The organism is Mediterraneibacter sp. ICN-202921 (genome assembly GCF_037890075.1).
In the GTDB taxonomy this organism is placed as follows: domain Bacteria; phylum Bacillota; class Clostridia; order Lachnospirales; family Lachnospiraceae; genus Mediterraneibacter; species Mediterraneibacter massiliensis.
The window spans coordinates 1-26,663 of the sequence record NZ_JBBKBE010000011.1 but is presented as its reverse complement, the minus strand read 5'-3'; the positions used below and the strand labels follow the sequence as shown (position 1 = coordinate 26,663).

23 protein-coding genes, 1 other RNA gene, 1 pseudogene, 1 riboswitch and 1 other annotated feature are annotated in these 26,663 nt (G+C 45.8%); of the genes and pseudogenes, 2 read left to right on the top strand and 23 right to left on the bottom strand.

Going from position 1 to position 26,663, the window contains the following annotated elements:
• Positions 1-11 precede the first annotated feature (11 nt).
• The 18 genes from cobT to pheS form a co-directional block, all read right to left on the bottom strand.
• Entirely contained in the window at positions 12-1,085 is a 1,074-nt protein-coding gene (gene cobT, locus WKT01_RS09520; RefSeq protein ID WP_340312181.1) for a nicotinate-nucleotide--dimethylbenzimidazole phosphoribosyltransferase, read from the bottom strand.
• Positions 1,082-2,503, bottom strand: coding sequence for a cobyrinate a,c-diamide synthase (locus WKT01_RS09515; protein WP_340312179.1), 1,422 nt, complete (start codon positions 2,501-2,503; stop codon positions 1,082-1,084). Before WKT01_RS09515 ends, cobT begins: the two co-directional genes overlap by 4 nt.
• Positions 2,500-3,762: a precorrin-6y C5,15-methyltransferase (decarboxylating) subunit CbiE gene (cbiE, locus tag WKT01_RS09510; RefSeq protein WP_340312177.1), complete on the bottom strand. Its 1,263-nt coding sequence runs from the start codon at positions 3,760-3,762 to the stop codon at positions 2,500-2,502. The genes WKT01_RS09515 and cbiE overlap by 4 nt, the downstream gene beginning before the upstream one ends.
• Positions 3,755-4,486, bottom strand: a complete 732-nt coding sequence (gene cobJ / locus WKT01_RS09505; RefSeq protein ID WP_340312175.1) for a precorrin-3B C(17)-methyltransferase — start codon at positions 4,484-4,486, stop codon at positions 3,755-3,757. The genes cbiE and cobJ overlap by 8 nt, the downstream gene beginning before the upstream one ends.
• Positions 4,479-5,339 (bottom strand): precorrin-4 C(11)-methyltransferase, encoded by an 861-nt coding sequence (cobM, locus tag WKT01_RS09500; RefSeq protein WP_340312173.1) that lies wholly within the window; start codon positions 5,337-5,339, stop codon positions 4,479-4,481. Before cobM ends, cobJ begins: the two co-directional genes overlap by 8 nt.
• A complete protein-coding gene (gene cobI / locus WKT01_RS09495; RefSeq protein WP_340312171.1) occupies positions 5,336-6,082 on the bottom strand; it encodes a precorrin-2 C(20)-methyltransferase in 747 nt (248 codons plus the stop codon). Before cobI ends, cobM begins: the two co-directional genes overlap by 4 nt.
• Entirely contained in the window at positions 6,079-7,215 is a 1,137-nt protein-coding gene (gene cbiD, locus WKT01_RS09490) for a cobalt-precorrin-5B (C(1))-methyltransferase CbiD (protein ID WP_340312169.1), read from the bottom strand. Before cbiD ends, cobI begins: the two co-directional genes overlap by 4 nt.
• Before the next feature lie 78 nt (positions 7,216-7,293).
• Positions 7,294-8,067, bottom strand: a complete 774-nt coding sequence (locus WKT01_RS09485) for a sirohydrochlorin cobaltochelatase (RefSeq protein WP_270395725.1) — start codon at positions 8,065-8,067, stop codon at positions 7,294-7,296.
• Positions 8,064-8,240 carry a hypothetical protein gene (locus WKT01_RS09480; RefSeq protein ID WP_270395726.1) on the bottom strand — a complete coding sequence of 59 codons (177 nt, stop codon included), beginning with the start codon at positions 8,238-8,240 and terminating at the stop codon, positions 8,064-8,066. The genes WKT01_RS09485 and WKT01_RS09480 overlap by 4 nt, the downstream gene beginning before the upstream one ends.
• A riboswitch (cobalamin riboswitch) is annotated at positions 8,198-8,385 on the bottom strand. (Overlaps the previous gene by 43 nt.)
• A 122-nt stretch (positions 8,386-8,507) precedes the next feature.
• Positions 8,508-9,770: a carbohydrate-binding domain-containing protein gene (locus tag WKT01_RS09475; protein WP_270395727.1), complete on the bottom strand. Its 1,263-nt coding sequence runs from the start codon at positions 9,768-9,770 to the stop codon at positions 8,508-8,510.
• A gap of 27 nt (positions 9,771-9,797) precedes the next feature.
• Positions 9,798-10,301 carry a hypothetical protein gene (locus WKT01_RS09470; RefSeq protein ID WP_270395728.1) on the bottom strand — a complete coding sequence of 168 codons (504 nt, stop codon included), beginning with the start codon at positions 10,299-10,301 and terminating at the stop codon, positions 9,798-9,800.
• A gap of 166 nt (positions 10,302-10,467) precedes the next feature.
• The gene (cobK, locus tag WKT01_RS09465; RefSeq protein ID WP_270395729.1) at positions 10,468-11,226 is read right to left on the bottom strand and encodes a precorrin-6A reductase; all 759 of its coding nucleotides are present in this window, start codon (positions 11,224-11,226) and stop codon (positions 10,468-10,470) included.
• Positions 11,227-11,247: 21 nt separating this feature from the next.
• Complete coding sequence (locus WKT01_RS09460) at positions 11,248-12,369, bottom strand: cobalt-precorrin 5A hydrolase (RefSeq protein ID WP_059068744.1); 1,122 nt, start codon at positions 12,367-12,369, stop codon at positions 11,248-11,250.
• A 126-nt stretch (positions 12,370-12,495) separates the two neighbouring features.
• Positions 12,496-13,854 (bottom strand): MATE family efflux transporter, encoded by a 1,359-nt coding sequence (locus WKT01_RS09455; RefSeq protein WP_059068742.1) that lies wholly within the window; start codon positions 13,852-13,854, stop codon positions 12,496-12,498.
• A complete protein-coding gene (locus tag WKT01_RS09450; protein ID WP_117974766.1) occupies positions 13,851-14,300 on the bottom strand; it encodes a MarR family winged helix-turn-helix transcriptional regulator in 450 nt (149 codons plus the stop codon). The genes WKT01_RS09455 and WKT01_RS09450 overlap by 4 nt, the downstream gene beginning before the upstream one ends.
• Before the next feature lie 214 nt (positions 14,301-14,514).
• Positions 14,515-15,540, bottom strand: coding sequence for a tRNA preQ1(34) S-adenosylmethionine ribosyltransferase-isomerase QueA (gene queA / locus WKT01_RS09445; RefSeq protein WP_270395733.1), 1,026 nt, complete (start codon positions 15,538-15,540; stop codon positions 14,515-14,517).
• Between the two features lie 22 nt (positions 15,541-15,562).
• Positions 15,563-17,983 (bottom strand): phenylalanine--tRNA ligase subunit beta, encoded by a 2,421-nt coding sequence (pheT, locus tag WKT01_RS09440; RefSeq protein WP_117974762.1) that lies wholly within the window; start codon positions 17,981-17,983, stop codon positions 15,563-15,565.
• A gap of 25 nt (positions 17,984-18,008) precedes the next feature.
• Positions 18,009-19,028 (bottom strand): phenylalanine--tRNA ligase subunit alpha, encoded by a 1,020-nt coding sequence (gene pheS, locus WKT01_RS09435; protein WP_340312162.1) that lies wholly within the window; start codon positions 19,026-19,028, stop codon positions 18,009-18,011.
• A 169-nt stretch (positions 19,029-19,197) separates the two neighbouring features.
• Here pheS and WKT01_RS09430 point away from each other — a divergent pair.
• Positions 19,198-20,048 (top strand): annotated as a pseudogene (locus WKT01_RS09430) (transposase).
• Positions 20,049-20,406: 358 nt separating this feature from the next.
• Positions 20,407-20,634: a binding site (T-box leader), on the bottom strand.
• A 27-nt stretch (positions 20,635-20,661) separates the two neighbouring features.
• Here WKT01_RS09430 and WKT01_RS09425 read toward each other — a convergent pair.
• Together WKT01_RS09425 and ssrS are read right to left on the bottom strand one after the other, a co-directional pair.
• Entirely contained in the window at positions 20,662-21,540 is an 879-nt protein-coding gene (locus tag WKT01_RS09425; RefSeq protein WP_059068733.1) for a YihY/virulence factor BrkB family protein, read from the bottom strand.
• A gap of 101 nt (positions 21,541-21,641) precedes the next feature.
• Positions 21,642-21,820, bottom strand: a non-coding RNA gene (ssrS, locus tag WKT01_RS09420) — 6S RNA.
• A 183-nt stretch (positions 21,821-22,003) separates the two neighbouring features.
• On the opposite strand from ssrS, the gene WKT01_RS09415 reads away from it, so the two are divergent.
• A complete protein-coding gene (locus tag WKT01_RS09415; protein WP_340312161.1) occupies positions 22,004-22,786 on the top strand; it encodes an EFR1 family ferrodoxin in 783 nt (260 codons plus the stop codon).
• Positions 22,787-22,931: 145 nt separating this feature from the next.
• On the opposite strand, the gene pckA is transcribed toward WKT01_RS09415, so the two are convergent.
• The 3 genes from pckA to thrC form a co-directional block, all read right to left on the bottom strand.
• Positions 22,932-24,536, bottom strand: coding sequence for a phosphoenolpyruvate carboxykinase (ATP) (gene pckA, locus WKT01_RS09410; RefSeq protein ID WP_270396047.1), 1,605 nt, complete (start codon positions 24,534-24,536; stop codon positions 22,932-22,934).
• Between the two features lie 149 nt (positions 24,537-24,685).
• Complete coding sequence (locus tag WKT01_RS09405; protein WP_059068728.1) at positions 24,686-25,030, bottom strand: hypothetical protein; 345 nt, start codon at positions 25,028-25,030, stop codon at positions 24,686-24,688.
• 3 nt (positions 25,031-25,033) lie between these two features.
• Positions 25,034-26,527, bottom strand: a complete 1,494-nt coding sequence (gene thrC / locus WKT01_RS09400) for a threonine synthase (RefSeq protein ID WP_270396044.1) — start codon at positions 26,525-26,527, stop codon at positions 25,034-25,036.
• Between the last annotated feature and the right edge of the window lie 136 nt (positions 26,528-26,663).

The window sequence follows — 26,663 nt, the reverse complement described above, 5'->3', positions numbered from 1 at the left end:
CTTCTCTCCTTTTACAATACTTTATACTGCTCTACTTTAATCTCCTCAAAAGTACTCATCTCCTGGTACACGGACAGCCCCATATCCAGAAGCGGCATGACCGCCACAGCGCCGCTTCCCTCTCCCAGACACATATCACAGATCAGAAATGGCTCCAGATGCAGCGCTTCTAAGATCTTTTTTCCTCCCGGTTCCTTCGATACGTGGGAGGGCAGCATATACCCGGCAGAAAGAGGGGCCATCCGCACTGCGCACAGCGCCGCTGCAGCCGAGATAAACCCGTCGATCACGATTGGGATGTGGTACAAAGCGCCGCCCAAAAAGGCGCCTGCCATCCCCGCAATGTCCAATCCCCCTACTTTCGCTAATACATCCAGCGGATCTTTCGGATCCGGCCTGAGTCTTTCCACGGCTGCACGTATTACTTCTCTTTTCCGCTCCAGTCCGGCGCCGCTTAGTCCGGCGCCTTTTCCGGTGACTGCCTCCACCGGCTCTTTCAATAGTACAGAAACTACCGCACTGCTTGTGGTCGTATTACCGATCCCCATTTCGCCCGTCGCCAGAATCTCATATCCCTCTTCTTTTTTCTCCTTTACAAGGCGGATCCCTGTCAGGACTGCCTGCGCAGCCTCCTCTCTCGTCATCGCCGGTTCCACGAGAAAATCCTTTGTTCCATAAGCGATTTTATATTCCTGTCTTGTCACTCCCGGCACATCCCGGACCATACCGATATCCACCGGGAAAATATCCACCCCGGCACGTTCTGCCATCAGGCAGACACTGGCGGCTCTTTTTGTAAAATTCTCCGCAACGACAGCCGTTACCTCCTGCCCGGTCTGGGTAACGCCTTCCTGCACCACACCATTATCTGCGCAGAAGATCAAAAGTCCTTTCTTCTCAAGCGTATACTTTGCCGTTCCCTTCATGCCTGCTATATCTGTCACCGCCTGCTCTAATTTTCCCAGACTGAACAACGGCTTTCCGACCGTCATCCAGCGTTTGGCCGCAAGTTCTCTGCTCGATTCATCTGCCGGCAGGATCTTCTTGAGCATGCGGATAAGCTGTATTTCCTCTTTTTCTTTCATATCGCGTTCTCTCCTGTATGTACTTTACTGTCTGCACATGCTTTTACAAATCTCTTAGCAAAAGGAAGGAAGGAGGGCAGATACAGGTGCGGATATCCGGCAAACAGATTTCCTCTTTCGTGTATACAGTTCCAGGATCGTTTCCCATCCGGTTTTCGGGCAAGACAGGCGCTGCCGTTGTCTGTACTGTCCCAATAATGAAACTCATGCCCTCGGATGGCTTCGCCTTGTTTCAAATACGTTCCGTCGCAGTTTCCCTCTACATGGATATAGCCAAACCGGACCAGTTTCCCCTGGAAGGAGGCATGTCCCTTGATCACACCTGCCATCGGATATACAGTTCCCTCTCTGTCCGAGAGTGTCTCATGCAGATACATAAAACCTCCGCACTCTGCCAGACAGGGAAGTCCCTGCTCTATAGCCTTTCTGACAGCACAGCGCATCTTTTCATTTTCTGCCAGTGCTTTCGCATATAACTCCGGGTAACCGCCGCCTAAAAGAAGCCCTTTTATCCTCTCCGGAAGTCTCGTATCAGAAAGGGGGCTGAATTCTACCAGTTCACACCCCAATTCCTGAAAGACTTCTATATTGTCTCTGTAGTAAAAACCAAACGCCTCATCTTTTGCCACAGCGATCCGCAGCAAAGAGCTGCCTGGCTGTATCCCGATATTTTCCCTGTTCTGGTCTCCTGACAAAGACCGGTCCGGAAATTCCGGGGCAGACGCGGCGATCGCAAGCAGTTTTTCCAAGTCCACTGTTTCGCTTACTCTGCGCCCTGCTTCTTCCATTTTTTTCTGGAGTCCTGTTAATTCTGCCGGGGTCACAAGACCTAAGTGCCTGCTCTCAAGAAAAAAGACTTCCTCCTCCGGAAGATACCCCAGCACCGGCACCTCGTATCCCCGCCTTTTTAATTCTTCTTCCAACATCTGTTTCATCCGGGGATATAGGTGTTCCCCTGTCCGGTTTAAAAGTATTCCACGGATATTGCTGTCCTTTTGAAAACGGATGATCCCTTCCACGATCGCTGCCGCAGACAATGCCATCCCTTTGGGAGAGAGAATTAACACTACAGGCGCCTTCAGTGTCCGTGCCACATCGTAAGAACTTGCCTCATAAGAGTCCATATTGATTCCGTCATAATACCCCATCACACCTTCTATGACTGCGATGTCTTTTTCTTTTGCCTGCCGGCAGAACACCTGGCCCAACTTCTCTCTCTCGCAGAAAAACAGATCCAGATTGCCGGTTTCTATGCCCAGTACTTCCCTGTGAAACATAGGGTCTATATAATCCGGTCCGCATTTATATGCCGCCACTTTCCTGCCCTGCATAGACAGCGCTTTTAGCAAAGCACAGACGGTCACCGTCTTCCCGCTGCCGCTGGAAGGAGCCGCAAATACGATTCTTGGGATCTTCATGAGCACTCCTTTCCTCCTGCCGAGATAATATAAATGGGATTTTCCCCCCGCATCATATGGAATTTCCGTAAACTATGCGATCTTGCGACTGTCATCTGGATAACCTGGGCAGAAGGCAGAAGTCCTTCCTCCATGGCTTCCATTGCCTCTTTGACCGTCTCCAGGGAGATCGCTGTCAGCACGATACGTACCTCCGGATTTTTCAGGCGTACTGTCTGCAGGATCGCCTTTAAATTCCCGGAACTGCCTCCGATGAACACATGGCTGGGAACCGGAAGATCTTCCAAAGCCTCCGGCGCAGTCCCCTTCACGATCTCCATCCAGTCTGCCGCAAATTTTCTTTTATTTTCCTCCAGAAGAGAAACGGCTTCCGGATTTTTCTCTACTGCGTACACCCGGACAGAAGCGTCGCTTAAAGCCGCCTCCACAGAGACAGAACCGGTCCCTGCGCCAATGTCATAGAGAACCGCTCCCTTTTCAAGCTGCAGCTTGGATAAGCAGACTGTGCGTATCTCTTCCTTTGTCATAGGAACCTTTCCCCGGATGAATTTTGCATCTTGTACAGCTGCCCTGCACTTCACCTGCGGATGTGCGTTCAGAAACATTGCCACAGACAGCCCCTTTAAATCTTCCGCCGTGAGATCCCCTGCGCGTTTTGTCAAAATCTCTTCATCCGGATAGGACAGATTCTTTCCTATGGCTGCCTGCATCTCTTCCAGCCCGTAGTATTTGATCTTCCGGCAGATTTCTTCTTCCTGCCCCTTGGTTCCCAGTAAGAGAAACGTTTTTTCATTGTGCAGTATCTCATAGATAAAGTTTGCCTTCTGACCATGCATACTGACGATCGCTGCATCCTCCCAGGAGGTGCCAAGTCTTGCCGCCAGATACGATACAGAAGAAACACCTGGAAGGATGCTGACTGTAAAGTTTTGCAATGCCCGCACCAGATTCTTTGCTCCACTGTAAAAGCCCGTATCTCCGGAGAGTACGACGGCAAATGTATCTTCTGTCTTATGGTTCCTGATAAATCGTGCGATCTCGTCTGCACGATATTCTGCCAGCCGTTCTTTGCTGCAAAACTCTTCTGCTTCTTCCGCAGACAGATATGGCTGTATCTTGTCAAATACACTTCTTATCAGGCGCTCTGCCCCGATCACACAGCCGCATGCCAGAAGAGCTTCTTTTACTTCTGCGGTGATCCCTTTGGGATCGCCCATCCCGATTCCAAGCAGATAAACTTTCTTTTCCTTTTCACACATCACGATATCCTCTCGGTGTTACCATTTTCCCTGCTATTTCTTTTGTCTGCTCATTTCCGATAAAAACCGTCGTGAACATATCTGTCTGTTTCTCTTTTAATGCCTCCAGCGTCAGTATCTCGTAAGATTCTTCTTCTCTGCCAATGTTGCGGACGATCCCGCATACGGTGTCTTTTCTTTTATATTCCAGCATACAAAGACACGCCCGCCGCAGATAATCTGCACGCTTTTTACTGGACGGGTTATATAGACAGATGACAAAATCCGCCATTGCCGCTGCTTTTAAACGTTTCTCGATCTTTTCCCAGGGTGTGAGCAGATCACTTAAACTGATGACAGCAAAGTCATGCATAAGCGGCGCTCCCAAAAGCGCTGCTCCTCCGGATGCCGCCGTGATCCCCGGCACAATCTTAAGTTCTACCTCCGGAAAGTCTTTTTTGATCTCGTACATCAGCCCTGCCATTCCATAAATACCGGCATCTCCGCTGCAGACGACCGCAACATCCTCTCCTTTTTCTGCTTCCTCAAACGCCATCCTGCACCGCGCTGTCTCCTGCCTCATCGGCGTTGTCAGATAGACCTTATCCGGAAAATCCTTTTTCAAAAGATCTGCATATACCGTATAGCCGATGATCACTTTGCAGCGCTGTATCACCTTCTTTGCCTGCAGCGTCATCTGTTCGCCGGCTCCGGGGCCCAGCCCCACTATATATGCTTTACTCATCCGCACCCGCCTCCTTTTTGCCGCTTTCCTGTATATCCTGTATCTGCTGTTCTTTGTTTTTTCTGCTGTCTGCCTGCTGTTTCTTCTGCTCTTCATAAGGAACATGTGCCTGTCTGTATTCTGTCGTAAACGCCGGATTATACAGTTCTGACCGCTCATATCCGCCTGCCAGTACATCTCCTACGACGATCAGCGCTGTTTTCGTGATCTGTTCTTCCTGTGCCGTCCGGGACAATTCACATACCTTACAACGGCATACTTTCTCATCCTCCCACGTCGCCTTGTACACGATCGCCGCCGGAGTATCCTCCGGATATCCGCCTTCTTTCAACGCCTGCTCCAGCTCTTTTAGCATACCTGTGCTTAAGAAGATCACCATCGTTGCCCGGTGCGCCGCCCAGCTTTGGATCGACTCTTTGACAGGAACCGGCGTGCGCCCTGCCATGCGTGTGATGACGACAGACTGAGAGATACCGGGAAGCGTATACTCTGCCTCCAGAGCGGCTGCCGCTCCGCAAAAAGAACTGACGCCCGGACATATCTCGTAAGAGATGCCTTTACTTTTTAACAGATCGATCTGCTCTTTGACAGCTCCATACAAGGAAGGGTCTCCGGTATGCAGGCGGACCGTTTTCTTGCCTTTTTCTTCCGCCTCCTCCATCACATGGATCACTTCTTCTAAAGTCATATACGCACTGTTGTATATCTCACAATCTTTCCGGCATACTGCAAGCAGATCGGGATTCACCAATGAACCGGCATATATCACAACATCCGCTTCTTTTAAAAACGTCTGTCCTCTCACCGTGATCAGATCTGCTGCCCCCGGACCCGCGCCGACAAATGCGATCATCTCTTTTCCTCCTTTACGATCAGCAGAGAATAATATCCCGCGTTTTCCGGGATTTCTTCCACACTTTTATAGATTCTCTCCTGCGGCATGCCACAGTTTTCCACCATCTCGATCTCTAGATTTTTACTCTTGACCGCCCGTTTTACTTCCGGCATTTTTTTCCCTGCCTTTATCAGCACTTTTGTTCCGGGAAGCAAAAGCGCTTCTTCCACCCCATAAGACGCCGGGATCACATGCAGCTGTTCTTTATTTTCTGCCAGCCCCATACCCAGACGTGCCGCTGCCGCACAAAAAGACGGCACCCCCGGGATCAGCTCTGTATGATACCCTTTTATCTTCAACCGTTTCTGCACATACAGACAAGTCGAATACAGACTCGGATCTCCCAGCGTAATGAACACTGCCATTTTCCCCCTGTCCAAAAGACTGGCGATCGCTTCCGCCCCTGCATCATGTATCTGCTTAAGCAGCTCTTTATCCTTGATCATGGGCATGGGAAGATATAACTTTGCCTTTTCCCTCACTCCTTCTATTTGCCCCTGCACGATCTGATAGGCCACGCACTGCCTGCGAAACGCTTCCGTCTCTTTTTTTTCTGCTTCTTCATAAATCGGAGCTGTCAGGCTTTTATCCGATATCGGCAGGATAAGGATATCCCCTTCCATAATCTTTCTTGCCGCCTTGAATGTGAGAAGTTCCGGATCTCCCGGTCCTACACCTACGCAAAAAAATGTTCCGCTCATATGTCTTCTCCTTTTATTTTCTCAAACAATCCTGCTGCGCCTTTCGTCTCTCCTAAAATCCCTTCTTCCCGGGAAAACAGGATTGCCTCCGTCTGTATCCTTCCCTGACATCGCTGGCGCAGATAAAAAGCGATCCGCTCCATGACAGATTTCATGACTGTATGCAACAGACCTTCCTGTTTCAGCAGTTCGATCGCCTCTGTAGTCGTGATACAATGCATGATCTCTCTGATGCTCTTCTGCTCTGCGCCTGCCATTGCCGCATGAGAAGCCAGCACTTCCATCCGGCAGTCTGCCTGTCTGGAATGGGTATTCATCACTCCAGCGGCGAGTTTGACCAATTTCCCCACATGCCCGATCAAAAGCACCGACTCCATCCGCAAGTTTACCGCGTCATCTAAGGCTTCCCCAATGTAATTGCTGCACTTGACAGAAAGCTTTCCGTCATAGCCCAGCGCTTCTCTTAAAAAATCGCTCCCATAATTTCCCGGTACCAGATAACACATCCTGCTTCCATTTTCTCTTAACACTTTCATTTCCAGATAGATCGTATCTGTCAGTGCCTTTTCGCTCATTGGCTCTACGATCCCGCTCGTTCCCAGGATAGAAAGACCTCCTTCGATCCCCAGTCTGGGGTTAAACGTACGTGCAGCCAGTTTTCTTCCCTCCGGAATCGAGATTACGATCTTAAGCCCTCCGCTGTAGCCTGCCTCCCGGCAGATTTCTTCTGCCGCCCCGAGGATCATCTGCCGCGGCACTCTGTTGATCGCTGCCTCTCCAACCTCCTGCTCCAGGCCCTTTCGCGTCACTGTGCCGACGCCTTCTCCGCCTTCTAAAAAGATACCCGGCTTCTCTGTCTTTTGTACATGAGCATGCACAAAAATCCCATTCGTAATGTCCGGATCGTCCCCGCTGTATTTTCTTACCGCACATGCGGCAGCCTGCTCATACCGCTCAATATGCTCCACATCCAGATACAGACAGATCCCTTTCGGTGTCATCAGTTTTACCTGCCTGATCTCCTCACCCAGAAGCAGCATATACGCCCCCGCTTTCGCAGCGGCGGCGGCGCAGCTTCCCGTCGTATATCCAAAGCGTAAGCCCTCTTTTGTCTGTCCGATCTCCAATGTCACGTTTTCCTACCTCTTCTGCAATACTGATATCTATACAATACACTGTCTTCTATATCTCTTCTTTTTTGTGCAGCTTCTTTACATAACTTCTTCAATATGTTCCAAGAACAAGTTCTGTATCCCTTCCATTTCACCTAATCCTCGTATCTGCGCCCGCACTTCATAGCCTTCTTCTGTAAGCTCGCTCATCCAGGAATCTTCTTCTCCTGCCATATCATTTCGTGCGTGATCGCCGGCTACGATCATAAACGGCATCAACAGAACCTTCTTTTTCCCGGATATCTGCAATTTTGCCAGAACATTTTTCAGTTCTGGAAAACTTTCTACCGTTCCTACAAGCACCTGCTGATAGCCAAGCGCATGAAAGGTATATTCCAGTGTCGGATACGCAGCGTTGGCATGATGCTCTGTCCCATGTCCCATCAGAACCAGCATTTCCTCCTCTTGCAGTTCCACTTCGGACATCACCGCATGGATCGCCTTTTTGTAATCATCCACACTGTTGAGCAAAGGCTTTCCTACCCGGATCTTCTGAAACGCATCCATCTGCTCCATCAGATCGTCCATCATCCTGTCATTTTCAATTCCGTTAATGACATGTGTAGGCTGCACGATCACCTGTCCTATCCCATCGGCAATCATTCTGTTCAGCGCTTCTTTTACAGTATCCACCTCTATTTTTCTCGTCCTCTTTAGCTTCTTGATGATCATCCGGCTCGTAAATGCCCGGTATACCCGGTAGTCCGGATAAGCGGCGGCAATTTTTCTCTCGATCGCTCCGATCGTTTTGTCCAGCGTGTCCAGATAACTGGTTCCAAAACTAACGACCAGGATTGCTTTTTTTTCCTTCAATTTTTTTCACTCCTTTTTAACGCTTTATGCACAGATGGGAATCCAATTGCCAGAACCGGCAGATATGCTCTTTTTTGACAGAATCCTGTCCTTTTCTTTAAATTGCCTGTCTGGTCATATTCCCGTAACCATTCTTCTTCATTTAAAAGCGAGTCTTCTGACTTAAGTCTCACACACGGCATTCCGCCTTCCCATAATCCAGTTACAGTGGCATACAGGAACACCGCTTGACTAATACAGCAACGGGCATTGTGCAGGATTCACACCTGACTTCCTCCTCTCCGCTCAAACAGGCGGAACTTCTTCTAAATGCATATGCAGTTGATTCGTATTCGCAGGACGACTCCTTGGTGATTAAAACTTGTTTTATTTTATCATATACGAATATACAAGTAAAGCCCGATACTTTTACGTATCAGGCTTTATACCAGATGCCCTGTCTATCTTCTTTTCTTTATGCCATATGCAGCCACGCCCGCTATGCATGCTCCTGACAGAAGCAGTATGACCACCATAGGCAACATATCCACAGCATCACCTGTATGCGGTGTCGCGCTGGTTGTCTGTTCTGTCTTTTTATCTGTGCCGTCTGTCTTATCTTTGTCCGTTTTCCCTGTATCTGTCGGTTTGTATGCAGGATCTGCCGCTCCACATACTGTACATTTTCCGTCTTTATATACATGTTTTCCGGTTGCCGGGATCTGAACCGACTGTACATCCGTATATTCTGTTCCCTGGAAATTTACTTTTGCTGTATAGACTGTTTTTCCATCCTTTGCACATGTCGGGTCTGTGGTCTGTGCCGTAATGACTGCCTCTTCTGTGAGCAAATGCCCTGTATTCTGCGTGCAGACAAACTTTGCCGCAGCACCTGCATGATCCGCTGTCCAGGTCCAGACTGGAGCGTCCCATGTATGTCTGCATATCGTCACGCTTCCGCTTGCCGGTACAGGTTCTTCACTTCCCTTTGCGATAAAATAAGATTTTCCACTCTGATCTGTATATACCTCTAATCCAAAAGCATCGTATCCATCTCCTACTGTAATACCCACACTTTTATCTTTCATCACGCCTTCTGCCAACTTTGCGCCTGCCGTATGAGAAAGTGTAACAGGCGCTTCCAGATAAATACCGCCGTTTCTTACATTTCTGATAACTGCTTTATCTACTGCATTGGAAACAGCCTCTGTCACTGTATCTGCTCCGGTGATCCTGATCTGGCCGTCCCGGGATACCATCGCACTCTCGTCTTTTGATAAAACCTTGACTTTGCCGCCGGTGATCTCTATGCTGGTCCATCCATATAAAGCATTATCATCGGAAGTCACCTGTACTATTCCATCCTCTATTTTCAACGTACCGCCGGAAGCTTCGATACCTCTGGAACTATTAACTGTGATCTGCGTCCCAGTCCCTGTGATCCTAATATCTCCTTCACTGTACAACGCTCCGCCTGTAACATTACTGTTTATGACCATATTCTCCGCCTGGATGCCGCCTGTTCCACAAAAGATGTCGTAAGGATCCGCCTCTTCCGCTGTATTGTCTACTGTCATATCCAACGTACTGTTTCTTACTGTAACAGATGAGGGAATCTCTGCATCCGCAGCGGAATCATAACTCTGTGCAAATATACAGGTATCCTTTGCCTGAATCTCAACACTGGCATTCTCTATCACTACATTTCCTTTTTCCGCATACACTCCTACCTGGTCTGATACGATCTGCAGCTACAGACCCTCATCGATAGCGATATTCTCCGCGTATAAAGCCGGAAAGCCTCCCGCCACATTGGCCAGCATCTTGCCGGCTCCGGATACATGCAGACGACTGCCGTCTGTATAAATATTGTTTCCGCCCTGCGCATAGAGAGACAGGACAGCGCCTTCTGTCACCTGCACATGCAGATCAGGAACATTCCAGCTGTACAATGCGCTCCCGCTTATCCTTGCCGCTTCGCTGCCCAGAGATACATTTCCTTGTATCACCACAGTAAATGCACTGTCCGCTGTAATGCCAACAGCCTCTGACACAGAAACATTTTCCAGCGTCAGTGTCTGTGTGGCTGTATCCAACGTGGCTGTTCCGCCGCCGATCGTATTTGCCCCTTCTGTAAGTGTCTTGCTTCCAATCCGTACAGTCGTACCTGCCGCTGAAACTGTCATAGGAAGCAGAGCAGCCGAAAGAACAAATGTCAGAAGCAGAGCGAGCAACTTCTTTCCCTTTTTCAACATAAAAACCTCCTTCTGATCTCTGCCATATCTGAAGGAGGCTGGTGTCCCTTATTTAAGGATAACACTTCCTATCCTTGCGATATGGTTAAGATCCTTCCCTTCCTCAAAAAATAAAAGGAACATTCCTCTATTTTTTCCCTTAGAATAGCATATTTCCACTGCTTTTTCAATCTGAGACTTGCTCTAGATATGCCAGTACTTCCGCCAGATTTTTTCCTTTTTCTCTCGGACGTCCGATCACCACAAGCTTTGTCCCCGTTTCTTCCGCTGCCTGTCGTTTTTCCTGAAAGCCTCCTGCCCGTCCGGATTCTTTCGTCACAAAATACGCCGCCTTGACCTGTCTGAGCAAAGCGATATTCATCTCCTTTGAGAACGGCCCCTGCATAGCGATCAAATGTTTGCCTTCGAACCCCAAAGCTGCCGCCTGTTCCACAGAAGACACGGTAGAAAGGACCCGGGCATAACACCGTTTTTCAAAATCAGGTATCTGCCTGTATTCCTTCAATTCCTTTGTGCCTGTCGCGATCAGGATATTTCCCTCTGTGTCTTTTAAAAACGCTGCCGCTTCTCTCACGCTGGCAAATACCTTCATCCCTATGCCGCCGTCTTCCTCTTCTTTTTCCCGCAGACAGCGCACATATTCGCAGTCCGCTTCCCGACACGCCTTCTGGATATTCGCCGTCACCGCACAGGCAAAGGGATGCGTAGCGTCGATGACAAGCTCTATGTTTTTATCCCGGATACATGCACAGATCTCCGGTTCTTCCATTCTGCCGCTCATTCTGTGCACATGTTCTATGTGACCTAAAATTTCTTTTCCATACTCTGTCGCCGTGCTCACATAGCAGTCCAGGCATAATTCTCCTGCCCGTTTCGCGATCAAACGCCCTTCTGTCGTCCCGGCAAATACTAAGATTTTTTTCATCTTTTCCCTTTCCCGCCCGTTTCAAAACTGAAGCTGCACTTTCTGTTCCACAAGAGCGACCGTCATTCTGCCTAATTTTTGTTTATGCAGAAGTATTCGCCCCTGCGGACAAGCAAAAATCGCCGCCCGTTCACATACATTGTCCACTCCCGTCACCTGCTTTACGAAAGCAGAGCTTTCTACATTCAACTCCGTCGGCAGCAAAGTCTCCACTGTCTGCAGCTGCTCTGCCGTATAGGTGTGAAAAGGAACTTGATACTTTTGAGCAAGCTCTAAAAGCCCTGTTTCTTCTTTTTTCAGATCTATACTTGCGATTGCCGCCATACGTGCCAGAGACATCCCTTCTTTTTGAAATACCCGGCAGATTTGTTCTTCCAGGACATAACAGGAGAGTCCTTTTCTGCACCCAATGCCTGCAATGATATTTTGGGGAAAAAGAAACAGAATGTGCTCTTTGTCTGCTGCGCTTTTTTCGACAGGCATTTCTTTTGCTCTTTCCTGTTCTTCTGTCACCGCAATACCCAGTCCGCCTGCTTTCTTCATCTTTTCCAGACTTTCGTAAGGCACCAGTTCCTTCGGGAGATTCCCCTCCCATCCATAAGCACTGTAGAAACCAATCTTTTTCTCTTCCAGCACAGCCGCTGTGATCCGCTTTGCCAGTTCCCGTTTCTCGATATACAGCCCATTTCTGCGTGCAAAGACATCCACCGCGAATTTTTCCTGCACATCTGTCGCCGTTGTAAGGACTGGAACTGCTTTCGTGCTGGCCGCTATCTGTCTGGCAATCTCTACTGCATTTCCCATATGCCCGGACAGAATTGGTATAATGTACTGTCCCTTTTCATCCATGACCAGAACCGGCGAATCTGTATATTTATCCTTCACCCAGGGTGCAATATAGCGCACAGCTATGCCCGCCGCCCCTATAAATAAGAAGCCGACTCTGCCCCACTGTGCTCCGATCCATTTGCCTAGCAAAGAAGGAAGTACCTGAAGCGTCTCCATGCCTTCTTTCCCCGCATATTTCTGCAAAGTAAAGCCGTTGCATACGAACCCTTGTTTTTTCAAGATACGGCTTATTTCTTCATTTTTTTTACTTCCGTTTTTTGTAAAACTGCATATCACAAGAGGTTTTTCTTTCATTACTGCTCTCCCCTTCCCCAGTATGATCAGTATAACATACTTACAGAATAAATCTATTTCTTTTCTGTGCCGGCTTTTTCATGCCGGCTTTTTTATCCTTGCACAGGAATATGTATTTTACGCTTTCTAAATCGCGGAGAGTGCCTTTTTAAATCGTGCCGCAAACAAAATCGCCGTAAATGTGACCGCGATCGTATCTGCGATAGGTTCTGCCATATATACGGCAAAAGTCGGATTTGCTTTCCATACTGCCGGCATAATATAGATCAAAGGGAGCAGCAGCACGAACTTTCGCATGACAGCTACCACGATCGATTCTTTCGCTTTCCCCAATGCATTGAAGGTCATCTGGCACGCAACCTGTATGCCAAATAAAACCATTACCGCCATGTAGATCCGCAGCGCCGTCTTAGTAAACTCCAACAATGCCATGTCAGATGTGAACATTGCAGCAAATCCCTGTGGAAACAGCATGACACACAGCCATAAGATTCCAGCATAGCACATACTTACCTTCAAGAGTAATGTAAAAGCAGCCTTTACTCTGTCCTTATTACGGGCACCGTAATTATAACTGATGATTGGCTGCGCGCCCTGTCCAAGTCCCTGCAAAGGAAGCATAGCGAACTGCATGACACTGGTTAAGATCGTCATAGCTCCCACTGCAATATCTCCTCCATATTTTAACAAAGAAGAATTAAAGCAGACTGAAATAATACTTTCACTCGCCTGCATGATAAATGTAGAAACGCCCAAAGCCAGGCAGGGAAGGATCACCTTCTTTTTTAACCTCAAGTTTTGCTTTTTGATCTTCAAAACCGTCTTTTTTCCAAACAGAAAATGCAGTACCCATATACAGGAGAGCGCCTGTGAAAGAATTGTCGCAAGGGCTGCTCCGCGTACTCCCATTCCAAAGCCAAAAATGAAGATAGGATCCAGTACAATATTTGTCACTGCACCAATTAAGACAGAAAACATCCCTGTTTTCGCAAATCCCTGTGCCGTGATGAAGGCGTTCATCCCTAAGGTTAACTGTACAAACACAGTGCCAACGGCATAGATGTTCATATAGCTGACCGCATATTCGATCGTATTTGGGCTGGCGCCAAACGCAAGCAGCAGCTTCCTGTTCCAGAGCAGTAAAGCCGTTGTCAGGAGAACTGATATGATAACCTGCAGGCTGAAACAGTTTCCCAGTATCTTCTCCGCTTCCTCTGGTTTTTTCTTTCCCATGCAGATGGATGCACGCGGAGAACCCCCGTATCCTACCAACGCCGCGAATGCCGATACGATCATGATCAAGGGCATACATACACCGACCCCAGTCAGAGCCAATGCGCCGGTCTTTGGAATATGTCCGATATACATACGGTCAATAATATTATACAACATATTGATTAGTTGTGCTGCCACTGTAGGAAATGCCAATTTAACAAGGAGTTTCCCCACCGGTTCTTTTCCTAGAAAATCTTTCTCTGTATTCATCTGTCTGTTCCCCTTTCTGCCACTTTCTGTACATTTTGTAAGATTCTTTCTCCATATTGTAAGTACAGCTTCTTTTCTTCTTCTGTAAAGTTATGGAAGATAATTTTCCAGAACTGCTCCTGGACAGCTTCTATATCTGCCATGACAAGCTTTGATGTAGGAAGCATATGAAGATGGATCTTTCTTCTGTCCTGTACGTCCTGTTCCCGCTTTATCAAGCCTTTCTGAATGAGAGACTCCACTGCCTTGGACACGCATCCCTTCGACAACATGCGGAACTCCACAATATCCATCGCGGTATCTTTTCCCGGATTATGCTGGAGAAAACTGATAATGTCTGTTTCTATCCCTGTCAATCCATGCCGTTGTGCCACTTCGTGCAGCATCTCTTCATAAAGTCGGATGCTCTTTCGTATCCTTACCCAGTACGCTGTATTTTGATACATGTTCCCACCTCTCCGCAAAAGTTTTTGTATAAATAGTTTTTATATAAACCTTTTATCAGTGAACTATTATACACCTTGTTTCTTTTTTGTCAATTCCTCCTCATCAAGATTTCCCCCAATTTGCAGATTATATTTCACTGTATATATAAAAGAGGGAAATCGGCTAATGCCGATTTCCCTTGTTCTATATCAACTATTCAGTTTATTTTTAGTGTCATTGTATAAACATCGCATCCCCAAAACTAAAGAAACGATATTTTTCCCTGACAGCCTCCTCATACGCTGCCAGCACATGCTCTTTTCCTGCCAGTGCCGAGACGAGCATGATCAGGGTGGATTCCGGCAGATGGAAATTGGTGATCAGACAGTCCAATACTTTAAATTGGTATCCCGGATAGATAAAAATATCCGTCCAGCCGCTGCAGGCATGGATCTGTCCTTTTTCATCCGCCGCGGATTCGATCGTCCGGCAGCTGGTCGTACCGACACAGATCACACGGCCGCCCTGCGCTTTCGCGCGATTGATCTTTTCTGCCGCCTCCGAGTCGATCATATAGAATTCTGAATGCATATGATGCGCCTCTACATCATCCACCTTTACCGGGCGGAATGTTCCCAAACCGACATGCAGTGTCACCCGTGCGATCTCGATTCCTTTTTCTTCTATTTTCTTTAGAAGTTCCTGCGTAAAATGTAGTCCGGCAGTAGGCGCCGCCGCAGAACCTTCATGGGAGGCATATACTGTATTATAGCGTTCTTTATCCTGCAGTTGATGTGTAATGTACGGCGGAAGCGGCATCTGCCCGAGCTGATCTAGGATTTCCTCAAAAATCCCTTGGTATTCAAAGCGGATCAGACGATTTCCTTCTTCCACGACATCTACTACTTCTCCGGTGAGCAGTCCGTCGCCAAACTGGATCCTCGTACCCGGTTTTGCCTTCCTGCCTGGTTTCACAAGTGTCTCCCATACATCTTTTTCTCTTCGTTTTAACAGGAGTACCTCAATCTTTGCTCCCGTCTCCTCTTTCGCTCCGATCAGCCTTGCCGGAATGACTTTCGTATCATTGATGACAAGACAGTCTTCCGGATGCAGGTATTGGACAATTTCTTTAAACACATGGTGTTCTGTCTGCCCCGACTCTTTATCAAGCACCAGGAGGCGAGAGTCCGAACGCTTCTCTAAAGGATCCTGTGCGATCAGCTCCTCCGGCAATTCATAGTAAAAATCACTTGTCTTCATTCTGGTTCCTCTCCACTTCAGATTACTGTCTTAATTCGATCCCCAGTTCTTCCAGCGCCCGCAGGATCTTCTGCATAGCGGAAGTGACCTCCGCGTCCTCCAGCGTCTTGTCTTTTGCACGAAATACGATGGAATAAGCGACAGATTTAAATCCCTCCTTTATCTGAGATCCTTCATACAGATCAAACAGAGAATAGCTCTCCAGGTAAGCTCCGCCTTTTCCTGCGATCACTTCTTCTATCTGTCCGACAAGCACTTGTTTTGGAACGACCATACTGATATCCCTGGTCACTGCCGGATATTTTGCGATTCCTTCATATTTTCTGTCAAATGTAGCGCACTTTGTCACCTCTGGCATATCGATCACCGCAATATACGCGCGTTCTCCGATTCCATACACATCTAATACGTCCGGATGTATCTCTCCTAAATATCCGACTGTGTTTCCATCATACAGAATGTTCGCCTGGCGTCCCGGATGCAGATATGGTTTTCCTGCGTTTGGATCATATGTTTCTTTCTTCTTCATGCCAACCTTTTCAAAGAATTCTTCAATCACGCCTTTCATCGTGAAGAAATCCCCGTCTCCATACATGCCAAGTGTAAACTGCATTCTTTCCTCAGGCAGTTCTGTAAGCGGAAGCTGTTTCGGAAGATATACATTTCCTAATTCATAGAGACGCACATTTTTATTTCTCCGGTTATAGTTTGTCGCCAGAGAAGTCAGCATACCATTTAAGGAAGTCGTGCGCATGACACTGTAATCCTCACCTAATGGATTCAGGATATCTACTGTTTTGCGAAGCGGAGAATCCTCTGGAAGCAGTAGTTTGTCAAACACTTTTGGACTTTCAAAGGAGTAGGTCATACCTTGGCTGAAACCACAGAACTCTGCAATATCTCTCGCCACCTGTTCGATACGGAGTTTGAAGGATAATTTACCTGTCGTAGACTCCCCTTTCGGCAATGTGGTCGGGATATTATCATACCCATAAAATCTTGCCACTTCCTCTGCGAGATCGGCGATGCGGAACAAGTCATGCCGGAAAGTAGGCGCGATCACTTCCTTAGTGCCGGCATCATAGGACAGTCCGATCTTTTCAAAATACTGGAGCATTTTTTCTTCGGAAATATCTGTTCCCAGCATGGAATTAATCTTTTCTGCGTCAAAGGGTACTCTGACCGGCTCTTTCTTCTTTCCATATACATCCACTGTGCCGCCTACGACTTCTCCTGCTCCCAGCTCTTCTACAAGCTGGCAGGCACGGTCGATCGCAGCCTTGGCATTATTCGGATCCAGTCCTTTTTCAAATTTTCCTGACGCATCCGTACGCAAGCCCACACGTTTACTGGATTTTCTTATATTTACCCCGTCAAAGCAGGCCGCCTCAAATAACATGGTCTGTACATTGTCTGTGATCATGGAATTTTCTCCTCCCATGATCCCTGCTATACCGATCGCTTTTTCCCCATCGCAGATCATCAGGACATTGTCATCCATTGTACGTTCCTGTCCATCCAATGTTGTAAATTTTTCTCCATTCTCTGCTGTTTTTACTATAATCTGGCGTCCGGCTATCGTATCTAGGTCATAAGCATGCATGGGCTGTCCATACTCCTCCATGACATAGTTGGTAATATCCACCAGATTATTGATCGGACGGATACCCACAGAAGCAAGTCTTCTTTGCATCCACTTTGGGGAAGGTCCTATTTTTATATTTTTCACTACCCGTGCGCAATAACGTGGACATAATTCTGTATTTTCAACCGAAACTTTGATATACGCATTAACGTCTTCCGCATTTCCCGTCTCTTTTACCACAGGCGGAACAAATTCTTTGTCAAATGTAGCTGCCGCCTCACGCGCGATACCGATCACGCTATAGCAGTCTACGCGGTTTGAGGTCACTTCATACTCAAACACCACATCATCAAGTCCTAGAGCCTTCACCGCATTTGCCCCGACTTCCGCATCTTCCGGGAAAATATAAATACCATATTCCGGGGCTTCCGGATACATCTCTTTCGTAGAACCAAGCTCCTCAATAGAACACATCATCCCACAGCTCTCTACGCCGCGCAGTTTTCCCTTTTTAATCTTAATACCGCCTGCGACTTTTTGTCCGGGCTCATGACCGCCGGCAACTCTGCCTCCATCCAGCACCACCGGAACTTTGTCGCCTTCCTTTACATTCGGAGCTCCTGTGACGATCTGCACAGACTCTGTTCCTATATTCACCTGACAGATGATCAATTTATCCGCATCCGGATGTTTCTCAATCTTTTCGATCTGTCCGATCACGATCTTATCCAGATCTGCGTCCATTCTCTCATATCCTTCTACTTTCGTCCCAGAAAGTGTCATCGCGTCCGTATACTCCTGCGCGGTTACGTCTAACTCCGGCACATATGCTTTTATCCATGATAATGAAGTATTCATAATTTACATCCTTTCCTTTTTCTTTTTAGAACTGTTTTAAAAATCTGATGTCATTTTCATACAGCAGTCTCATATCGTCGATCTCATATTTCAAAAGAGCGATTCTCTCCAAACCTACTCCAAATGCAAAACCGCTGTATTCTTCCGGGTCTATCCCGCACATTTCCAATACATGCGGATGTACCATGCCGCAGCCTAGAATTTCGATCCATCCGGAACCTTTACAGAAGCGGCAGCCTTTTCCTCCGCATTTGAAGCAGCTTACATCCACCTCTGCACTAGGTTCTGTGAATGGGAAATGATGTGGCCTAAATTTTGTCTTTGTATCCGGACCAAACAGTTCTTTTGCAAAGATCTCCAATGTTCCTTTCAGATCGGCAAAGGAAACATTTTTGTCTATCACAAGCCCCTCTATCTGGTGGAAGGACGGAGAATGTGTCGCATCCACCTCGTCAGATCTAAACACTCTGCCCGGCGCGATCATACGGATCGGGAGTTTTCCCTGTTCCATCACACGCGCCTGGACCGGAGATGTCTGTGTTCTGAGAACGATTTCTTTATTGATATAAAATGTGTCCTGTTCATCTTTCGCCGGATGATCCGCCGGGATATTTAACTTTTCAAAATTATACAGATCATACTCTACTTCCGGACCTTCTACGACTTCATATCCCATACCGATAAAAATGCGCTCCACTTCTTCCAAAGCTATCGTATTAGGATGTCTATGTCCGACACTGCTTTTCTTAGAAGGCAGTGTCACATCAATAACTTCTGCTTTCAGCCTTGCTTCACGGATCGCTCTTTCCATCTTTACCTTTGAATCATCCAATAGTTTTTCTATCTGTGCCCTTGTCTCATTGACAAGCTGTCCTACTTTTGGTCTATCCTCGGGAGCGACATCTTTCATTCCCTTTAAGACCGCAGTCAATTCTCCTTTCTTGCCCAGAAATCTCACACGCACGTCGTTCAATTTTTCCGGCATATCTGCTCCTTGTATCTGGGCTATCGCTTCTGCTTTGATCTTCTCCAGTTTCTCTTTCATCTTCTTTCTCCTTTCATAAATAAGAGTTTTTAGGCGTTTGCGAAACGCCACAAGCCGCATAAATACGGCATTTTAACTTTTATAAAACAAAACATCTCCTCAACGGATTGTGGTAAAATAGAGTTGCCTAGAAACTATAAACCAACCACCCGAAAGGAGATGTACCTATATGATACCATATAAGCAGCTCACTTTGGCAGAAGTTTTTGAAGATTGCCAAAATAAATTCGATAATGACAAATATCAGTTTCTTTCTCTACTTGACCAAACCATTAATCTTGATGAAATTGTTCCTGTTTCTTTTGTTACTCATTTTCACGCTTCTACAGGAAGACCTCGCAAGCATCCACTTTATCCTATGATTAAGGCTCTCCTTATTCAGCGCATTTTCTCAATCCCGACGGATACTCTTCTGATTATATTTTTAAAATATTCTCAGGAACTACGGGTTTTCTGTGGCTTCCGTGTTGTTCCTGATGCCTCAAAATTTACCCGCTTTAAACAGGACTTTCTTATGGACTTACAATCGATGTTCGATCACTTAGTTGATATCACTGAACCGATCTGCCAACAGATTGATTCTAACCTTGCTTCCATGAGTATCTTTGATACTTCTGGATGGGGTTCCTTACTGTCCGCATGATTCCACACTTCCAATGAAGCGGGAAGGGAGTAAATCTCATCTGAGAAGCAAACTTCCCAGCATGAAGTTTGTATGCCCTAAAATGAAATGGGAATACAACCGTGAAACCAAAACGAAACGCCGTGTCTGCCACTGTGAGAACCCCTGTACCACATCTTCCTGTGGAAGAATGATTTACATTTACCCCGAAAAGAATCTGCGTGCCTATCCCGGTGTGGAACGTGGTTCCGTAGAATGGGATGAGACCTACAAAATCCGTGTAAACGTTGAAAAATCAATCAACCATTTTAAAGACAGTTTCTGTATTGCCGGTCGTAAAACCCAAAATGAGAAAACACTACATGCAGATTTGTTGCTTGCAGGAATTTCTCAGTTAATAACTGTCATGGTTACTGATAAAATTCACCAGCATCAATATATACGAAGTTTAAAACCACTCATAGCATAGGACTTACCAACTTCATAAGTCCATGAGGTTTATTTGTTGTGCCAAGAAATGAACGATTTTCACTTCCTATCCCAAGAATCCTGCATGACAGGAGCCTTCGCCTGTTTTCAATCAGGATTGCGGACTTGTTTCGCAATTACCTAATAAGAGTTTTGCCCCGTAGAATTCTCCGCCTGCGGCGGATTGATCCGGCAACATGACATTTTTTTGCCGCAGCGCGATTCTTACGGAACATTTTTATTTCATAAGAAGCAATTTCCTGTGAAATAAAAAAACTCCGTTCCCTGCAAAGGGACGAAGTTATACTATCGCGGTACCACCCTGTTTCACGCTGAAAATCAGCGAGCACTCAATTTTGTGTAACGTACAACATACGGCACTTTCTACTTTCGATTTCAAAAGTGCAGCTTCCGTGGGAAATTCGATCGCCATCTGAACTAAAGAAAACTTGCAGCCGGTGGTTTTCTCTCTCTGCTAGAAAATGGTCCTCTACTTTACACGTTCATCGCTTTTCTCTCAATTTCTCGCCATCTTCGACGAAATTACTCTTCCATTTTAACACACGTTCTCTGTTTGTCAAGATTTTTTCGCTGTAAACCTTCCAACATAGCATTTACCTCTCCTCCCAAAAGAATGATATACATGCAGACATACAGCCAGAGCATGATCAGGATAATGGTCGTAAGACTGCCGTACATACTGGAGAAGCCTGTAAATACATCCAAATATACAGAAAAGAAAAAAGAAAACAAAAGCCATCCCGACGCAGTAAACAGCGCGCCTGGCAGCTGCTTTCTCAATGTTGTTTTCCCCCTGTTCTTCCTATTTGGCAAAAATTTATATACCAGATCCCAGAATATCGTCAGGACAACTAACGACACTACGGTACGGATCCGGATGATAAAATCTACCACTTTGCTAAGAAACGGAACGTGCTCATACATCATCAGACTGATACGGTTTCCGAAAACAGAAAGCACTAAGGAAAGAATGATCGCAAGGATAAAAATAACCGTATAAAAAGATGCCCTAATACGCAGATACAGATAGTTTCGTGTCTCTGTATTATCATAAATACAATTCAGTCCGGAAGTAACTGAGAGTACGCCCTTTCCTGCAGACCACAGAGCCACTATGATCGTAAAGGGAATGATACTGCCGGAACGTGTATAAACTTCCAGTACGATAGAACGGATCAGCCCTTCCACCGAGGTCGGAAATACCTGTAATACCGCCCCCATAACATCTTCCATAGGCACAGAGGTAAACTGCACCAGTGTAAGAAGTAGAATAATGATCGGTATTAAGGACAACACGAAAAAATAGGCTGCCTGCGCCGCATAAGCCCCCGTATGATGCGAACCTATCGTCTCTACTATCCTCTCTATATTCTTCCTTGTATTCCTGCTTTTGCCTGACATCTATAAACTCCTGACTTTTCATCGGTTTTCCAAATCATACCACACTTCCCTATATTAGGCAACAAAAAGCGGCTGTACGAAACAGCCGCCTTTCTCTTTAGTAATTCCCCAAAATGCCGGTCCTGTATTTTGACTCCTAGCCACAGCTAGGTGGGCAACCGCATCTGCTTTTTTGTCTTCCACTGCGAACGGAGGCCTGACATAGTACAGAAATATAGGAATCCCGTTTCAAGTAATTGTAGGTTCAAAATTACAGGGTTATCGCACATCTCAGGTTGTGTTTTAAACTCTAGGAGTATTATACCCTATTTATTTCAAATTTACAACCTGTTTTCCTCTTTCAATTCCTTTCATTTTCCCGCCTCCAAATACGTGCATTCTTTTCCTGAATATGATATAGTTACCATATTGCCAAAATATCTGGCGTTATCACATTACTTAATCAGATAAGGAGTTTTGCTTTATGAAAATGAATGAATTAAAACTTGTCTATTTCAGTCCAACAGGAACCACAAGAAAAGTCATTATGGAACTCGCGAAAAATATACATTTAAAATCGGTATCTTTTGATTTTTCTGTACATAAAGAAAAAAGACCTGCCCTGTCATTTATGCAAAATGATTTCGTACTTTTTGGTGTTCCCGTCTATGCCGGAAGGGTTCCCCGTACCTTTCTGGATTGCCTGAAAGAAATACAAGGAAATAATACCCCCGCCGCTGTCTTCGTGACTTACGGCTGCCGTGAATATGAAGATGCGCTTCTCGAATTAAAAACAGAAGTAGAAAACAGAGGTTTCAAAGTAATTGGTGCCGCCGCGTTTCCAACTGAACATTCTATCGTACGTTCTATTGGTCTTGGACGGCCAAGCAAAGAGGATATGAAGGTGATCTCTGACTTTGCCACACAGTTAAACAGACGTCTGAAAGCCGAACAGCCTTTTGAGAGCTATACGATTGATGTGCCGGGCAATACACCCTATAAAAAATACGGTACTGCCGGCCTGTATCCCAAGGCGGATATCAATCTTTGTACGGAATGTAAGGCCTGTGCAAAAGTCTGTCCTGCCGGTGCCATCTCACTGGAAGATCCTAAAAAAACAGACAAGGACAAATGTATCAGCTGTCAAAAATGTGTGCGGATATGCCGTCAGAAGGCAAGAAGTGTCAGCACAATGAAATTAAATGCGCTTACAAAAAAACTGACAAAAGTCTGTAAGAATGACAAGGCTGCCGATATTTTTCTGTAAACTTGTTTTCCCCATATAGGCACACAGTTTTAACATATCATCTTATCATAAAATCGCATGGTATTTCCTATTACACAAAAAAGTATCCCATCGTCTGTAAAGACTTTGGGATACTTTTTATTTCCTTACGGAATCTCTCTTTTTATTATTTCTGCGGTCCAGCTGCTACCAGCGCCTTGCCGATTTCGTTTCCTTCATATTTTGCAAAGTTCTTAATAAATCTTGCTGCCAGATCTTTTGCTTTCTCTTCCCATTCGGAAGCATTCGCATAAGTATCCCGTGGATCCAGGATCTTAGGATCTACGCCCGGCAATTCTGTCGGAACTTCAAAGTTGAAGAATGGAATTTTCTTTGTCGGCGCATTTAAGATAGAACCATCCAGGATCGCGTCGATGATACCACGTGTATCTTTAATGGAAATACGCTTTCCGCTTCCGTTCCATCCTGTATTTACCAAGTATGCCTTAGCTCCGCTTTCTTTCATTCTCTTAACAAGTTCCTCTGCATATTTTGTCGGATGCAATTCCAGGAATGCCTGTCCAAAGCATGCGGAGAAAGTAGGTGTCGGTTCTGTGATCCCACGCTCTGTTCCGGCAAGTTTTGCTGTAAAACCGGACAGGAAGTAGTACTCTGTCTGTTCCGGTGTCAGAACAGATACCGGAGGAAGTACACCAAACGCATCTGCAGACAAGAAAATCACATTCTTAGCTGCCGGTGCAGAAGAAACAGGACGTACAATTTTTTCAATATGATCGATCGGATAAGATACACGTGTATTCTCTGTTACACTCTTATCTGTAAAATCAATCTTTCCGTTTTCATCCAGTGTCACATTCTCTAAAAGCGCGTTACGCTTGATCGCGTTGTAGATATCTGGTTCAGACTCTTTATCCAGATCGATAACTTTTGCATAGCATCCGCCTTCAAAGTTAAATACTCCGTTGTCATCCCAACCATGCTCATCATCTCCGATAAGAAGACGCTTTGGATCTGTGGAAAGTGTTGTCTTACCTGTTCCGGAAAGGCCGAAGAAGATTGCTGTATTCTCTCCGTTCATATCTGTATTGGCAGAACAGTGCATAGAAGCAATGCCCTTTAAAGGAAGGTAGTAGTTCATCATAGAGAACATACCTTTCTTCATTTCTCCGCCGTACCAGGTATTTACGATCACCTGCTCACGGCTTGTGATATTAAACATAGCCGCTGTCTCAGAATTCAGTCCCAATTCTTTATAGTTCTCTACTTTTGCCTTAGAAGCATTGTAAACAACAAAATCCGGAGTAAAGTCTTTTAATTCTTCCTCTGTCGGACGGATAAACATATTTTTAACAAAGTGTGCCTGCCATGCCACTTCCATAATGAAACGGATTGCCATACGTGTATCTTTATTTGCGCCGCAGAATGCATCTACTACAAAAAGTCTCTTGCCTGAAAGTTCTTTCTGCGCGATTGCTTTTACAGTATCCCATGCTTCCTGGCTAGCCGGATGATTATCATTCTTATACTCATCAGAAGTCCACCATACAGTGTCCTTGGAATTTTCATCCATCACGATGTATTTGTCTTTCGGGGAACGCCCTGTGTAGATACCAGTCATAACATTGACCGCACCAAGTTCGCTTTCCTGCCCTTTGTCAAACCCTTCCAAAGCCGGATTGGTCTCTTCTTCGAACAGCATTTCATAGGAAGGATTATACACGATTTCTGTAGTTTCTGTAATACCATACTGAGTTAAATCAATATTCGCCATGTTACACTCAACCTCTTTCTTTCTATAGTATAGAGCGCCAAATATAGTAAAACAATATTTGACATTACATTTTCCCCCAGTTTCAAAATGGGGGAACATGAAAACTTCATGCCAGGATACATTATACTAAATAATTTGTTAAAAATCAATCAAAAATACTTATTTTTCAATTTTGTTGTATATACCATAAACCATATCAGCATAATGAAAAATGCCACCATACCGATCACATCGATCAGCATGATCGGCTGTACGAAATAATGGAACATATCGATTGCCCCATATATCGTAGCGACAACTGCAAATATCAATACCGCAGGAAGCGCTTTTTTCATATAACTTTCTTTGTCTTTGCACATCTGTTCTGTATAGCTTTTTCCAAGCAAAAGCGTTTCATTGATGTGCCCGTCCCGTTTCATCTGGAAATAGGCATAGAACCCATAAATCCCACACCCAAAAACAATCACACTGATAATGCCAAAAAAGTCATCCATCGCTTACACCTCAACTCCCAATATCTCTTTTACCGTCTTTTTCATCTGATCTGCGTCACACTCTCTCGTATGGCGGATCGGAGCATTCCGTATTTCCTCTATTGCCGCCGGTATTTCCATGCCGGAAATCTTATGCAGTTCATCGATCAGCTCAAATTCATCTTTTTCACTGTATGTTTCATCAATCGCTGTCATCACACTATGGGCAAACTTATAGGGGCTTGCAGTGGAAGCAACAAGCGCTTTTTTTCTATCTTTGTCCTTCTTTTGATACTCGCTGCACACATATGCGGCTACAGCTGTATGGGTATCCATTACATAACCTGTCTTTTGATACGTTTCCCGTATCATACTTTTTGTCTGTTCTTCTGTGGCATACCCGCCTGCAAAATCTTTCAGCTCTGCCTGCATTTCCTCTGTGATCTCATATACACCTTTTTCTTTTAATGCCTGCATCAATTCTGCATTTTTCTGTGCATCCTGTCCTGCGATCGTATAAATAAGACGTTCCAGGTTGCTGGAAATCAAAATATCCATAGAAGGAGAGGAAGTCAGCACGAATTCTCTGTTTCGATCGTATCTTCCCGTCTGGAAGAAATCAAAAAGCACTTTATTTTCATTGGACGCGCAGATTAATTTTGCGATCGGCACGCCCATTTGCTTTGCATAATACGCCGCCAATATATTCCCAAAGTTTCCTGTCGGCACCGTGACATTAATTTCTTCTCCCTCGGAAATTTCTCCATTCTCCAAAAGTTTCGCATACGCATATACATAATAAACGACCTGCGGAACGAGCCGCCCGATATTGATAGAATTAGCGGACGAAAACTGATAGCCGCACGCAGCCAGTTCTTCTGCCAGTTCTTTATCTTCAAAAATCTCCTTAACGCCGCTCTGCGCATTGTCAAAATTCCCATGGATCGCTACCACAGACGTATTGTCTCCCTTTTGTGTCACCATTTGCAGTTCCTGTACTTTACTCACACCGCCTTTGGGATAAAACACAATGATCTTTGTCCCCGGTACGTCTGCAAAACCTGCAAGCGCTGCTTTTCCTGTATCTCCCGACGTGGCAGTCAGAATAACGATCTCATTTTTCACATGATTCTTCTTTGCCGCTGTAGTCAGCAAATGAGGCAAGATCGACAGTGCCATATCCTTGAACGCGATCGTCGCTCCGTGGAACAATTCCAAATGATAGGTATCTCCTACTTTTGCCAGAGGCGCGATCTCTTCTGTATCAAACTTTTCATCATAGGCGCTTTTGATACAATGCTTTAATTCTTCCTCCGTAAAATCTGTAAGGAACTGCTTCATTACCACGTATGCCGTCTCCTGGTAAGTCATGCTCTTAAGCGTCTCCATGTCCACATCCAACTTTGGCAGCTGCTCCGGAACAAACAGACCACCGTCATCTGCCAGTCCCTTTAAAATCGCCTGGGAAGCTGTCACCGTTTTTTCTGTGCTGCGTGTACTTCTGTATACTAACTCCATATGTTCTCCCTCTTTTTCTTTTACTTCTTGATATGCAAAGAGCAGTACGTGCTCTTGCATGCACGTTACTGCCCTGCATTATATCATAAGTTTCTCTATTTATCAATTTTGTTCCCTGACTTTATATCTGTGGAAC

Bases quoted from the DNA above. Each gene is read 5' to 3' on its own strand.
- WKT01_RS09405 (WP_059068728.1), bottom strand. From the start codon at position 25,030: ATGGATGACTTTTTTGGCATTATCAGTGTGATTGTTTTTGGGTGTGGG.
- WKT01_RS09515 (WP_340312179.1), bottom strand. From the start codon at position 2,503: ATGAAGATCCCAAGAATCGTATTTGCGGCTCCTTCCAGCGGCAGCGGG.
- pheT (WP_117974762.1), bottom strand. From the start codon at position 17,983: ATGAATACTTCATTATCATGGATAAAAGCATATGTGCCGGAGTTAGAC.
- WKT01_RS09450 (WP_117974766.1), bottom strand. From the start codon at position 14,300: ATGTATCAAAATACAGCGTACTGGGTAAGGATACGAAAGAGCATCCGA.
- thrC (WP_270396044.1), bottom strand. From the start codon at position 26,527: ATGGAGTTAGTATACAGAAGTACACGCAGCACAGAAAAAACGGTGACA.
- cobJ (WP_340312175.1), bottom strand. From the start codon at position 4,486: ATGAGTAAAGCATATATAGTGGGGCTGGGCCCCGGAGCCGGCGAACAG.
- cbiE (WP_340312177.1), bottom strand. From the start codon at position 3,762: ATGTGTGAAAAGGAAAAGAAAGTTTATCTGCTTGGAATCGGGATGGGC.
- cobK (WP_270395729.1), bottom strand. From the start codon at position 11,226: ATGAAAAAAATCTTAGTATTTGCCGGGACGACAGAAGGGCGTTTGATC.
- WKT01_RS09415 (WP_340312161.1), top strand. From the start codon at position 22,004: ATGAAAATGAATGAATTAAAACTTGTCTATTTCAGTCCAACAGGAACC.
- pheS (WP_340312162.1), bottom strand. From the start codon at position 19,028: ATGAAAGAGAAACTGGAGAAGATCAAAGCAGAAGCGATAGCCCAGATA.
- cobT (WP_340312181.1), bottom strand. From the start codon at position 1,085: ATGAAAGAAAAAGAGGAAATACAGCTTATCCGCATGCTCAAGAAGATC.
- WKT01_RS09460 (WP_059068744.1), bottom strand. From the start codon at position 12,369: ATGAAAGAAAAACCTCTTGTGATATGCAGTTTTACAAAAAACGGAAGT.
- pckA (WP_270396047.1), bottom strand. From the start codon at position 24,536: ATGGCGAATATTGATTTAACTCAGTATGGTATTACAGAAACTACAGAA.
- WKT01_RS09425 (WP_059068733.1), bottom strand. From the start codon at position 21,540: ATGTCAGGCAAAAGCAGGAATACAAGGAAGAATATAGAGAGGATAGTA.
- WKT01_RS09470 (WP_270395728.1), bottom strand. From the start codon at position 10,301: ATGTTGAAAAAGGGAAAGAAGTTGCTCGCTCTGCTTCTGACATTTGTT.
- WKT01_RS09455 (WP_059068742.1), bottom strand. From the start codon at position 13,854: ATGAATACAGAGAAAGATTTTCTAGGAAAAGAACCGGTGGGGAAACTC.
- queA (WP_270395733.1), bottom strand. From the start codon at position 15,540: ATGAAGACAAGTGATTTTTACTATGAATTGCCGGAGGAGCTGATCGCA.
- cobM (WP_340312173.1), bottom strand. From the start codon at position 5,339: ATGATCGCATTTGTCGGCGCGGGTCCGGGGGCAGCAGATCTGATCACG.
- cobI (WP_340312171.1), bottom strand. From the start codon at position 6,082: ATGAGCGGAACATTTTTTTGCGTAGGTGTAGGACCGGGAGATCCGGAA.